This is a genomic window from Caballeronia sp. Lep1P3, from assembly GCF_022879595.1.
In the GTDB taxonomy this organism is placed as follows: Bacteria; Pseudomonadota; Gammaproteobacteria; order Burkholderiales; family Burkholderiaceae; genus Caballeronia.
On sequence record NZ_CP084265.1, the window covers coordinates 1354553 to 1367009 of the forward strand.

Annotated in this window: 11 protein-coding genes; 5 read left to right on the forward strand and 6 right to left on the reverse strand. The window is 63.8% G+C overall.

Annotated elements, in window-relative coordinates; translation table 11 throughout:
- Positions 1-72 precede the first annotated feature (72 nt).
- On the forward strand, positions 73-759 hold the full coding sequence (gene rpiA / locus LDZ27_RS06380) for a ribose-5-phosphate isomerase RpiA (protein WP_244815848.1): 687 nt from the start codon (positions 73-75) through the stop codon (positions 757-759).
- A gap of 71 nt (positions 760-830) precedes the next feature.
- Here rpiA and LDZ27_RS06385 read toward each other — a convergent pair whose 3' ends face one another.
- The 3 genes from LDZ27_RS06385 to LDZ27_RS06395 all read right to left on the reverse strand — a co-directional run bounded on the left by LDZ27_RS06385 (position 831) and on the right by LDZ27_RS06395 (position 5023).
- Complete coding sequence (locus LDZ27_RS06385; RefSeq protein ID WP_244816054.1) at positions 831-2231, reverse strand: undecaprenyl-phosphate glucose phosphotransferase; 1401 nt, start codon at positions 2229-2231, stop codon at positions 831-833.
- A gap of 29 nt (positions 2232-2260) precedes the next feature.
- On the reverse strand, positions 2261-3007 hold the full coding sequence (locus LDZ27_RS06390; protein WP_244815849.1) for a Crp/Fnr family transcriptional regulator: 747 nt from the start codon (positions 3005-3007) through the stop codon (positions 2261-2263).
- A gap of 981 nt (positions 3008-3988) precedes the next feature.
- Entirely contained in the window at positions 3989-5023 is a 1035-nt protein-coding gene (locus tag LDZ27_RS06395) for a DUF1839 family protein (protein WP_244815850.1), read from the reverse strand.
- Between the two features lie 387 nt (positions 5024-5410).
- On the opposite strand from LDZ27_RS06395, the gene LDZ27_RS06400 reads away from it, so the two are divergent.
- The 4 genes from LDZ27_RS06400 (at position 5411) to LDZ27_RS06415 (ending at position 9614) form a co-directional block, all read left to right on the forward strand.
- On the forward strand, positions 5411-5944 hold the full coding sequence (locus LDZ27_RS06400; RefSeq protein ID WP_244815851.1) for a GNAT family N-acetyltransferase: 534 nt from the start codon (positions 5411-5413) through the stop codon (positions 5942-5944).
- Positions 5945-6071: 127 nt separating this feature from the next.
- Positions 6072-7223 carry a glycosyltransferase family 4 protein gene (locus tag LDZ27_RS06405; protein WP_244815852.1) on the forward strand — a complete coding sequence of 384 codons (1152 nt, stop codon included), beginning with the start codon at positions 6072-6074 and terminating at the stop codon, positions 7221-7223.
- 522 nt (positions 7224-7745) lie between these two features.
- Entirely contained in the window at positions 7746-8498 is a 753-nt protein-coding gene (locus LDZ27_RS06410) for a FadR/GntR family transcriptional regulator (RefSeq protein ID WP_244815853.1), read from the forward strand.
- A gap of 144 nt (positions 8499-8642) precedes the next feature.
- Positions 8643-9614 carry a Gfo/Idh/MocA family protein gene (locus LDZ27_RS06415; protein ID WP_244815854.1) on the forward strand — a complete coding sequence of 324 codons (972 nt, stop codon included), beginning with the start codon at positions 8643-8645 and terminating at the stop codon, positions 9612-9614.
- 20 nt (positions 9615-9634) lie between these two features.
- Here the strand turns inward: LDZ27_RS06415 and LDZ27_RS06420 are convergent, their stop codons facing one another.
- From LDZ27_RS06420 to LDZ27_RS06430, 3 genes are all read right to left on the reverse strand, one after another.
- Positions 9635-10294, reverse strand: a complete 660-nt coding sequence (locus tag LDZ27_RS06420; RefSeq protein WP_244815855.1) for an amino acid ABC transporter permease — start codon at positions 10292-10294, stop codon at positions 9635-9637.
- A 149-nt stretch (positions 10295-10443) separates the two neighbouring features.
- On the reverse strand, positions 10444-11244 hold the full coding sequence (locus LDZ27_RS06425; RefSeq protein WP_244815856.1) for a transporter substrate-binding domain-containing protein: 801 nt from the start codon (positions 11242-11244) through the stop codon (positions 10444-10446).
- Between the two features lie 108 nt (positions 11245-11352).
- Positions 11353-12390: a quinone-dependent dihydroorotate dehydrogenase gene (locus LDZ27_RS06430; RefSeq protein WP_244815857.1), complete on the reverse strand. Its 1038-nt coding sequence runs from the start codon at positions 12388-12390 to the stop codon at positions 11353-11355.
- Between the last annotated feature and the right edge of the window lie 67 nt (positions 12391-12457).

Consider the following 12457-nt stretch of genomic DNA (forward strand, 5'->3'; position numbering starts at 1 on the left):
CGCGCGGAACGCGAGGGGAGGGCGCGCGCTCCGATAAAATCGCGGTTTCTCCTCACGCGCAGCACCACTTCCATGACTCAGGACGAACTCAAGCAACTGGTCGGCCAGGCCGCCGCCGACTACGTGAACGCGCAAGTGCCGGAAGGCTCGATCATCGGCGTCGGAACCGGATCGACGGCCAATTGCTTCATCGACGCGCTCGCGCAATCGAAGGCGCGTTATCGCGGCGCGGTGTCGAGTTCGCTCGCCAGCACCGCGCGGCTCGAAGCGCACGGTTTCAAGGTCTTCGATCTCAACGACATCGAATCGCTGCCGGTCTACGTCGACGGCGCGGACGAAATCGATGCGAGCGGCGCCATGATCAAGGGCGGCGGCGGGGCGCTCACGCGCGAGAAGATCGTCGCGTCGGTGTCGGACGTATTCGTCTGCATCGCCGATGCAAGCAAGCGCGTCGAGGTGATGGGCGCGTTCCCGCTGCCCGTCGAAGTGGTGCCGATGGCGCGCACCGCTATCGGCCGCAAGGTCGCGGCGCTCGGCGGCGTGCCCATCGTGCGCGTCACGAAGGACGGCCTGCCTTTCATCACCGATAACGGCAACGAGATCATCGACGTAAAGGGCCTGTCGATTACCGATCCGCGCGCGCTCGAAGCGCACATCAACGCGTGGCCGGGCGTGGTGACGGTCGGCCTCTTCGCCGCGCGCGGCGCCGACGTGTGTCTGCTCGGCACGGAGAAGGGCGTCGAGCGCATCGACTATTGATCGACGCATGGCAGCCCGTAGAAGCGCAAAGGCCCGGCAAACAAGCCGGGCCTTTTTTCATGCGCGTTCGTTCAATACGCGTTACGTCCGATGAATCCCTTGAACATGGTCATCGCGACGATCTTGATGTCGAACCAGAACGACCAGTTGTGAATATAGAAGAGGTCGAACTTCACGCGGCTCTGCATCTTCTCGACCTTTTCCGTCGCGCCGCGATAGCCGTTCACCTGTGCCCAGCCCGTAATGCCCGGCTTGATGCGATAGCGGAACATGTAGCCATAGACGAGATCCTTGTAGAGATCGTCGTGTTCGAGCGCATGCGGACGCGGTCCCACCACCGACATATGCCCGAACAGCACGTTGAGGAACTGCGGCAGCTCGTCGAGGCTCGTGCGACGCAGGAACGCGCCGATCTTCGTCACGCGCGGGTCATTGCGCTTCGCTTGCGTGACGTGACCCGTGCTCTCGTGATGCACCGCCATCGAGCGGAACTTGTAGATGCGAAACGGCCGTCCGTCCGCGCCCTTGCGTTTCTGCGTGAAGAACACCGGCCCCTTCGACGTCGCCTTGATCGCGATGGCGATGCCGATCAATAGCGGCGACAACGCGAGCAGTGCGCCGGCCGCGAAACAGCGGTCGAAGAGCAGCTTCGGCCACATCTGTAGCGTGCTGACAGGCGAGGTCGTCAGGTTGATGGTGGCGAGGCCCGCGACATCGGTCATCGAATGGTTGAACAGCGAGATGCTGCGCGTGTCCGGAATCAGCCGCAGATTCACGAAATCATGCCGCAGCGCATGCACGAAGCGATAGATCGTGTGCTCCTGCGAAAGCGGCAACGCGAGCCACACTTCGTTGATTTCCTCGGCGCGCACCTTTTCGACGAGCGCGTCGAAGTCGTTCAGCACCGGCAGTCGCGTGGACGCACCGGGACGGCTGCCGACGCCGCTTGCATGCAGTTCTTCGTCGCCGGTCGTATCGAACAGGCACACCGGCGTGAAGCCCTGTTCCGGCGTGCTGCTCAAGTGCGCGAGGAGCGTGCGCGCAAAGCCCTGCGCACCGACGATCGCGACCGTGCGCTGATTGAGGCCGTGCGAGCGCATCACCCGCAAGCAGTAATACACCGCGCATTTCGCGCAGACGATCAGCGCGCCGGATATGAGCGTCGAGTACCCGAACCACAAGCGCGACACCCGATCCATGCGATGCAGCGTGAACGCGAGCAGCAGCGCTGCCGCGGCGACGGCGATCCACGCGAGCGCGACGCGCGCGAGCATGACGGGCAGCGGCTTGCCGCGCCATGTGTCATACACGCCGAACGCCGGGAACAGCAACAGCGCCAGCACGCTGTTGAACGCGATCAACAGCTTCTCGATGTCGAAAAAATTGAGCGAGGAGTAGCGCATGGAATGCGCGATCACCCCGCCCGCGACGATGAGGAATACGTCGAGGCAACGTGCCGTCCAGCCGAACATGTCGTGGTTTTTTGTCTGCATCTGCATCATCAGACACTGGATGCCGATGCCACTTCCTGAGCACGCAGACGCGGCAGCAGGCGATCGAACTCACGCTTGACAAGACCGTAGCACTCGCATGCGCGCGCTTCGAGCCCTTCGCGATCCACCACCTTGATACAGCCGCGGCTGTGATGGATGAGACCCGCGTCGTGCAGCTTGCCCGCCGCTTCGGTCACGCCTTCGCGACGCACGCCGAGCATGTCCGCGATCAGTTGCTGCGTCACTTGCAGTTCGTTCGACGCGGTGCGGTCGATCTCGATAAGGAGCCAGCGGCAGAGCTGCTTGTTGAGCGAGTGATGACGATTACACGCCGCCGTTTGCGCGACTTGCGTGAGGAGGGCTTGCATATAGAGCAGCATCAGGCGGCGCAGGAAGTCCGAGCGGCCGAACTGTTCGCGAAGCGCCTGGGCGCTCATGCGATACGCGAAGCCGGGGCATTGCACCTGCACGCGCGTCGGCATGGTTTCGCCGCCCGTGAGAACAGGCACGCCCGTCATGCCTTCGCGGCCGACTGCGGCGATCTCGACGGAGCCGCCATCTTCCATCGTATGCAGCAGCGAGATGATGGCCGTCGTCGGGAAGTAGACGTGATGAATGCGTTGGCCCGAATCGCAAAGAAGTTGTTCGGTGCGGAGTTGAACGAGTTCGAGATGCGGAGTAAGCGCTTGCCATTCGTGCGCCGGAAGCGCGCCGAGCAGGTGATTGCCGTGCAGGTCGGACTGGAGGGTCAGCATGATTGTTCTCTCGTAACTTCGCGCGTTGCGCTTCACTTTTTATTTACTGGTGTGATCGTTCTCATCGAAAACGTCTCACACCAGCCCCGTTGAGCCGCCCGGCGTCGCATGAGTTGATCTGGTTAATCGCGTCGCTTCGGGTTGCGCGACTCTTTTAGCGAGGACTGTGCCAATGCGCCCAACGTCAATGCTGGTGGGGCCTCACCGTACGACGGCACTTCTTGATGCGGCGCAGCGTCGCGATTTTGTTTCAGTCTTGAACATGGGTGGTCTTAGGAATGTCCGCGCGCCCGAAGGCGTTTCCTCAGCGCAAACGCGCAAAGTACCGGCGCGCGCTTCGACGATCACCGTGCGATAAGCCCCGCAGAGACGCATCCCACCGACGGAATGCCTCCTTTCGTAGGGACATTGCAAATTGATTCATCCGTGTTCCATCCGATTAGTGGGCAAACGAACGTGCGATCGCGCCGCGTCGTCTTGCGTGCCGCGAGCGCCTTTGTTCATAAGGCTTTGCGGCCAACCGCAAGCGTCTTCGACAGCTTTTTCGTGAAACCCTAAACGTTACGCCGGTTGCACGTAATGAAAAGTCGGTGTGTCATGCCGCGCAAGTTTGCGCGTCGAGCGTGCGCGAACGCTCGTGCGATCCGCCGCACAGCCGTTGCAGACGCGCGTGCATTGCACGGGCAGATGCGTGTCGCGCGTCAAACGTTTGCGCTTTGTGCATGCGACAGGCGGCTTCCAAACGTCTGAACAGCGAGGCAGGCGGCAGGCGGAAATGTTTCATCGCGGACATTCGCGTGCGCGGGGTGCGCGTCGCGCCTCGCATCGTGATGGCAAGCGCCAAACGAGCATCTCATCACGCGCAGATGAAACGCGCGTGACGCCATGCATGGACAAGCGCAGAACGAATGCGTTCAACCGATGCATGACGTCGCTCACGTCAACGCGTCATGCGCCGATCAAGAGAACATCAACAGACCATCAACAGACGATATCGGCAAGCGTCGGCACGACGCGCTCATAGGCATCCTCCATTGCGACGAAGGAAGCCTCGCATAAGTCCCGTTCGGATCGCGAGAGCGCGCGTGCGAGCCGGCATTGCATGACCATCGCTTCGCTTGCGATCTTGCGCGCGCTCGCAAGGGTCGTCACCGGAATGTCGAAGCCCTGCTCGCGCATCCATTGAAGGTAATGCGCAAGCAGTTCGAAATTCGCGCCTAGCTGACGCATCACATTCGATGCATAGCCATTCGCATAGCCTTCACCGCGCGCGAGCATGGTATCGACATGCTCGGGAAACGCGGCATGCCATCGCGTAATCGGGTTGCGCATGGGACGCCGCAAGAGATGCGCGCACAACAGGTCCGCCGATACTTCGGCGAGGGCCGTCGAAGAGAGCGGCTCGCGCACGCGCTTGACGAACTCGGCGTGCGGGAACAGGACTTGCCCCTGCGCTGTGTCCGCATGGGTTCCGATCACGCCGTCGTAATCGTCGCCATCGAGAAGGTGATAGCCGTTGTCATGAAAGTAGCCGAGGCGCCGCGCATCGGGATCGATCACGTCGATGGCGATGCTCGCTCTCGCATGCTCGCGCCGATAGGAAAGCGCGCGCATGTGGGGCAGAAAGAATGCATCGGTATCGAGAAGCACCGTATTGGCGCGACGCGTCTGCACGAGCGCGCGTGCCTCGAAGGAATCGAAAACGGCGAGTTCATGCACCTGCAGGCCATAGAGCTTTTCGATGTCTTCACACGGTATGCGGCCAAGCGTGAACTGATCGTCTTCGAAGTCTTGCGTGACGGTGAAGGCAAGCGCTGCACGCGGCTCGAATGCGTTGCCATGCAGAAGCTCGATCCAGAGATCGACTGAACCCGCGCCATCGCGCCATATGCGCTCACCGCGATGCAGCGCATGAGGGCGATGACGCTTCGCGCGCATGCGCAAGGGGTCGAGTGAGACGACGCGTGAACGACTGACGCCGGAACTCGTCATACCGCTGGTATGGAACGCGCTCATGGGCTACCTCGGGCTCAAGAAGCCGGCAACCGATATCGCGTGCGCGCCGAAGCATTCGTTATTTTTGTACGAGCCTTTATCGCCTTCGATGGCGTCGCCCTGGATGGCGGTTTGCATTCTGATTTTCCCATGAAGGTGCCAGACGAAGCGAGCGCTTTTGACGCGTGCAGGCGAGCCCATGCGAGAGATCGCAAGGGCTCGGTCGAGTCGTGATCGCTATCGTGAAGACGGTCCTTTTCCCCGAGGACGTCTTTCGTGTGGTGGGCCTTATTTGACGGGCCCGCAAGCCCTGGAGTCGGTGCGCCCGCGCACTGAAGCCTTGTTTCGCGGGACGTAACGTTCAATCGTCGCAACGCTGGCATTAACCGGCAGCAAGGAGAACAAGAAATGAATTGGAAGACCCTGGATTTCGAACAGCTCACTGCGCGCGAGCTTTACCTCATTCTGCGTGCGCGCAGTGCGGTGTTCGTCGTCGAGCAGTCCCATGTGCATCTCGATGCGGACGGGCGCGATGAAACCGGCGTGCACGTCTTCGCAACCGATGACATGACGCGCTCGATGCCGGTCCTCGCTTATGCCCGCATTCACGAGGGCGATATCGAAGACCCCGAAGTCGTCGTCGACAAGATCTTGACGAGTCCGCTGCGTCGTGGCGACGGCACCGCGCATGCGCTCATCGAACGGGTGCTCGCGGTGTGCGCGGAGCGCTGGCCGGGCCGCGCCGTGCGTCTCACCGCGCCCGTCAGTCTTCGCGGCTTCTATGAGGGCTTCGGCTTTCGCAAGACCGAAGGACCGTTCCTCGAACATGGCATGCCGTATATCGGTCTGACGAGAAAGGGAAGGCAGACGCGCGAAACGAGCGCGAGCAAGCTGTATCCGGCGGGCGCGAGCGCGTTCGCCAGTACCTACGAACTGCTTTGAAACACCGTGCTTCACGCGCCGCAGTCGACGCGGCGCGCGCGTCATCCGCGGTCTTCACTCAAAACGATAACGAACCACGCGGCGGGCCCGGCGTCTTAAGCCCGCACGCGTGCAACCCGCACCCTTCATGCGAATAGTCCACCTCGCCAATCATGCGCAGACCATAGGCAACGGCACCGTCAACATGATGGTCGACCTCGCCTGCATGCAGGCGAGCATGGGGCAGGACGTGGTCGTCGCATCATCGGGCGGCGGCTTCGAGCCGCTTTTGCGGCGTCATGGCATCACGCACATTCCGCTGCAGCAATCGCGGCAGCCGTGGCGCGTGCCGTCGATGATCGCGGGCTTCAACCGGCTCGTCGAACGTTTCGATCCCGACATCGTTCACGCGCACATGATGACGGGCGCGCTCATTTCGCGCTTCGGTAGCATGCGGCGACGCTTCGCGCTCGTGACGACGGTGCATCACGAACTGCAGAAGAGTGCGTCGCTCGTGCGCGCGGGCGATCGAATGGTCGCGGTGAGCGATGCCGTCGCGCTCACGCTCGACGCGCGCGGCATCGGACGCGAGCGCGTGTCGGTCGTGCTCAACGGCGCCGCGCGTGCGCCGCGACTCGTTTGCCGGCCCGCGCCGAGGCCCGTGTTTCTCAAACATCCGAACATCGTCTGCGTCGCGGGGATGTATCGGCGCAAGGGCATCGCCGATCTGCTGAAGGCGTTCGCGCTTGTGCGCGACCAGTCGGCGCATCAGCGCGAATTCATGGCGGAACCGCACTTGTATCTCGTCGGCGAAGGCCCCGAGCGCGAGTCGATGCAGGCGCTCGCCGGCGAACTGGGCGTCGCCGCGTTCGTGCACTTCGCGGGCTTCGTGCTGGATCCGCGCCCGTATCTCGCCAGCGCCGATGTGTTTGCGCTCCTCTCGCATCAGGACCCGTGTCCGCTCGTCATCGCGGAGGCGCGCGAGGCGGGCTGCGCGATCGTCGCGACGAACGTGGGCGGCATTCCCGATCTGCTCGACGGCGGCGCGGCCGGCGTGCTCGTGCCGCCGAACGATCCGGCGCAGGCGGCGGCCAAACTGCGGTGGCTCCTGCTGGACTCGCAAGCCCGCGCGCAGTACGCGTCGCGCGCGAGAGAAAACATCGAGCGGCTTTCGGTCGAACGCGTGAGCGCCGATTACATCGCCATTTATCAGCACACGCTCGCCGAGCGCGAATCGCTGCGGCAACGCGAGATACGCATGAACGCACGACGCACGCGCGCCCCCGACGGCGCGGTCTGATCCGCCGGCTGCATCGCATTCGTCGGTGGAATGTACTAAGTAGTGCAGTACGATTTGACGCATCGCGTCATACAATACGCCGCCCCAATCGGGCGAGCGTTCGCGTTCGCACAGAAAGCATACGAGATGCTTGCTCAAATGACTGCATGACCGGCCCGCGATTTCGGCCGGAGAAAAACAAACGCCAGCGCCGCGCTGCGAGGATGCCATACTTCAGTTTCCCTGACGAATGGCGGCTCGCGCGCGGCGCTAGCGCAGGTGAGCGGCAGGCGAACAAACGGCGAACACTTTAGCTGACGAATAGCGGCGGCGGGAAACGGGTCGGGCCGCGGCGCGATTGTCAGAGGGAATACCCTGTCGGGAAAATTCCTCACTGGTTTTCGGCGCTGCGAAGACGCAACGTGGAGTGCGGCGAATGGTTGTTTGGAAAATTCGCCGCGCCTTGCCGCCACGGGACGCGCGAATGCGACGCGCACAGACACACACACATGGCTACGGACAGGCGGAAAGGGGAGAAGCGTGATGGATGAAAACAAAGAGCGGTCGCTGGTGGCGAAGGTCATGGACGGACTCGTCTCTGGGATCGTCGAGCAGAAATACGGCGCGATACTGCCGCCGCAAGACATCCTTTCGAAAGAGTTCGACGTGAGCCGCACCGTCATGCGCGAGGCGCTCTCGATGCTGCTCGCGCGGCACATGCTCGACGTGCGGCCAAAAACCGGCACGCGCATCCGGCCGATGAGCGACTGGCGTCTGATCGACGAGGACGTGGTTTCGTGGCGTTTTCGCGCGAAGCCGGATCAGACTTTCCTGCGCGATGTAATCGAATTCCGCATGCTGATCGAGCCGCGCGCCGCGGCGCTCGCCGCCGCACGCGCGACGCCCGACGAGATCGCCGGCATCCGCGACGCATACGACACGCTCTCGCGTCTGCAAGTGGGCGAGCCGGAGTATCAGGCCGCCGACGAAGTGCTGCACACGCGCATCGTGGCCGCGAGCGGCAACCAGTTCTTCCGCCAGATGACGGCCATCGTGCGCGGGGCGCTCGTGACGGTGAACCCGATCGTGGACGGCATCGAATCGGTGCGCGAGGCGACGCTTGCGGCGCAGCAGAGCGTCGTCGAGGCGATCGAGGCGAAGGATCCGTCGGCGGCGGAACGCGCGACGCGCGAACTCGTCGATCTCGCGGCGGAGGAAGTGGGCCGCGCGTTCTCGCTCGAACGCATGGGCGAGCGCGCCACGCCGCCGGACGTGAACGCTTCCGCCGGAGCCTGATCGAAGCGGCCTCGATAAGCGGCGCCGCACGCTGTCCGAACGAAGCCGGGACTCGTCCCGGCTTCGTGCTTTTTCGCGCCGCCGGGCCGGGCGAAATGCAGGCACAATGCCTCGCACGAAATATTCGCTAAAAGGCCACATCTGATGGAAACAATACGCTGGGGCATCGTCGGCGCGGGACGCATCGCGTGGCGCTTCGCCGAGAGCCTGCAACACGTCGAGGGCGCGTCGCTCGCAGGCGTCTGGTCGCGCCGCACGGAGCCGGCCCGCGCGCTCGCCGCGCCGTTCGGCGCACGCTCGTTCGACGATTTCGACGCCTTGCTCGCCAACATCGACGCGCTCTATATCGCGACGATGCAAGACAGCCACCCGCACTATGCGTTGCGCGCGTTCGCGGCGGGCATTCCCGTGCTCTGCGAAAAACCCGCCGCGGTCAACGCGCGCACGTTGCAGCAGATGATCGACGCGGCGCGCGCCGCCGGGCTGCTCTACATGGAAGCAATGAAGCCGCCGTTCTATCCGCTGTACCGGCGCCTGCGCGAGCATCTCGCGCGCGATCCGATCGGCGAGATCGGGCTCGTGCGCGCCGGCTGCTCGATGGCCGGCGTGCCGGCGGATCACCCTTCGTTTTCACTCGACGCGGGCGGCGGCGCGCTGCTCGACATCGGCATCTACGAGGCGTTTCTCGCCGTCGACTGGCTCGGCGAAGCGCTCGACGTGCAGACCATCGGACGCGTCGGCGCAACGGGCGTCGACGTCTTCGCGAGCCTGAACGTGCGGCACGAGCGCGGCATCGCGCAGATCTTCTGCGGCCTGGACTTGCAGGGACGCGGCGACGCGCTCATCGGCGGATCAAAGGGCGCCGTGACGATTCACGAGAATTGGTGGAATCCGGCGCGCGCGACCATCGCGTATTCGGATGGCCGCACCGTCGAACTCGACGAGCCGTTCTCAGGCGGCGGCCTAAACTACGAAACCGCGCATTTTTGCGAGCTAATGCGCGCCGGCGCGCTCGAAAGCCCGGTGATGCCGCACGCCATGTCGATGCAGATGATGGCGATCATGGACGCCGCGCGGCGCGATCTGGGCGTGCGCTTTCCCTTCGAGGACGACTGAATCCCGCGCGAGCCGCGTATTCAGTGCCGTCCCGGCAGCGCGAGGCGTCGCTCGAACGCGCGCTGCACCACTTCGAGCACGCTGCACAGCACCCAGTAGACGAAGGCCGCCGCCAGATAGAGCGGCAGCGGCTGATACGTCGACGCAATCACTTCCTGCGCGCTTCTCAGCAATTCCGTCACGGTGATGACCGACACGAGCGACGTGTCCTTGATGAGGCTGATGAGACTGTTCGACAAGCTCGGCACCGCGATGCGCAGCGCCTGCGGCCCGATCACGTAGCGCAGGGTCTGCGCGCGCGAGAGGCCGAGGCTGTACGCCGCGAGCCATTGGCCGCTGTGGATGCCGAGAATCGCGCCGCGCATGCTTTCCGAGAGATACGCCGCCACGTTCGCCGACAGCGCGATCACGCCGGCGGGCGTCGGATCGAGCGAAATCCCGAGACTCGGCAAGCCGTAATAGATCACGAAGATCTGCACGAGCAACGGCGTGCCGCGCATCACGCTGACATAGCAGCGCCCGATGGCGACGAGCGCCCGATTGCGGCTGATGCCCATCAACGCCAGCACGACGGCCGCGATGAGGCCGAAGAACATCGAATAGAGCGCGAACTTGATGGTCAGAAGCGCGCCTTGCGCCAGAACCGGCGCCGATTGAACGAGCAGGGAAGTCGTGGACATTGACGAGTGAGCGGCCGAGGCGCGCGGATCGGAACGGAACTGGAAACGGAGAGCGAAACAATCGGCACATCATAAACCGCAGGCCGAAAAGAGAAGGGCGGCACCGCGAGACGATGCCGCCCAACGTGCAACGCCCGGATCGGCGCGGCTTACTTCGCCGGCTTCGTCACGTCGATGCCGAACCACTTGTCGGAGATCTTCGCGAAGGTGCCGTCGTTCTCGAGTTGGGTCATCGCGTCGTCGATCGCCTTCGCGAACTTTGGATTGCCCTTCTTGAACGGAATGCCCGACGGATTGCCCGCGCCGACGTTCGCGCCCGTGCGCAGCGGCAACTGCGAGTTCTTGAGCAGATACGCGAGCATCAGGCGGTCGTTGAGCGCGGCGTCCAGACGCCCCGCCGCCAGATCGCGCAGATACTCCGGCGCGCCCGGATACGTCTTCACGTCGATGCCCGGCACCGACTTCGCCATGTCCATGTAGTTCGTGCCGAGGCCGACGCCGAGCTTCTTGCCCTTCAGGTCTTCGAGCGTCTTGAACTGGCGATTGTCGTCGGCGCGCTGGATGAGCTGCGCGTTCGAGTACGTGTACGCCGGCGAGAAGTCGAGCGTCTCCTTGCGCTTGTCGGTGATGCCGACCTGATTCGCGATCACGTCGAACTTGCCGGCCTGCAAGCCCGCGATGATGCCGCTCCACTCCGTCGTGACGAACTCGGGCTTCACGCCGAGCTTGGCGGCGACGGCCTTCGCGATGTCCACGTCGAAACCGACGAGCTCGCCCGACGGCGCTTTCGAGTTGAACGGCGGGAAGGTGCCTTCCAGACCGACGCGCAGCGTGCCGCGCTGCTTGACCTGATCGAGCAGGTCTTCGGCCTGCGCGGCGGTCGTTGCGGCAGTGAAGGCGGCGCCGATCAGGCTGGCGACCAGGAGCTTCTTGAGCGTGGACAGTTTCATCGTATTGTTCTCCTCGTTGGCAAAGTGGCGCGCGCCGTTGCGCTAGACGCCGCGCCCGATAGGTGCGGCATCATAGAGAAAAGGCAACGGTTCCGTAAGATCGTTTGCTTATGTCGATATTCCCTGCGCGAGCGCTTCGACGCATTCGGTGACGAGCGCCGGCCCGCGATAAATCAGCCCCGTATAAATCTGCACGAGCGATGCGCCCGCCGCGAGCTTCGCGCGTGCATCCGCGCCCGAGAAAATGCCGCCGACGCCGATAATCGGAATCTCCGCGCCCACTTCGGCGTGCAGCTTGCGAATGACCTCGTTCGATGCATCGAAGACGGGCCGCCCGGACAGGCCGCCGGCTTCTTCGCCGTGCGGCATGCCGGTGACCGCCGTGCGCGACAGCGTCGTGTTGGTGGCGATCACGCCGTCGATGCGATGCGCGAGCAGCGTGCCCGCGATCGACTTGATCTGCTCGTCGTCGAGATCGGGCGCGATCTTGAGCGCAAGCGGCACGAGCTTGCCGTGCAGGTCGGAGAGGCGCTGCTGCTTGTCCTTGAGCGCGCCGAGCAGCGCGTCGAGCTCGCCCGCGCCTTGCAGCTGGCGCAGGTTCTTCGTGTTCGGCGACGAAATGTTGATCGTCACGTAGCTCGCGAACGGATACACGCGTTCGAGGCAGTACAGATAGTCGTCGGCGGCGCGCTCGATCGGCGTATCCGCGTTCTTGCCGATGTTGAGGCCGAGCACGCCGCGATAGCGCGCGGCCTGCACGTTGGCGACGAACTGATCGACGCCGCCGTTGTTGAAGCCCATCCGGTTGATGAGCGCGTTCGCCTCGGGCAACCGGAAGATGCGCGGGCGTGGATTGCCTGCTTGCGCGCGCGGCGTCACCGTTCCCACTTCGATGAAACCGAAGCCGAGCGCGGCGAGCCCGTCGATGCAAGCGCCGTCCTTGTCGAGCCCCGCCGCCAGCCCGACCGGATTGCGGAACGTGAGGCCCATGACGGTGCGCGGCGAATCGGGGCCGCGCTTCGCGAGCATGCCGGCGAGTCCGGTGCGGCCGGCGGCGCCGAGCATCCGCAAGGTCAGGTGATGCGCGTCTTCCGCGTCCATGCGAAAAAGGTGCGAACGCGCGAGCGGGTAAAGAGAACTGAACACGAGTGTGGGCCGACGATTTTTTTTAAGATCGCCATTTTAGCGGCTTTGACGCCCGCGACGGCCAGAC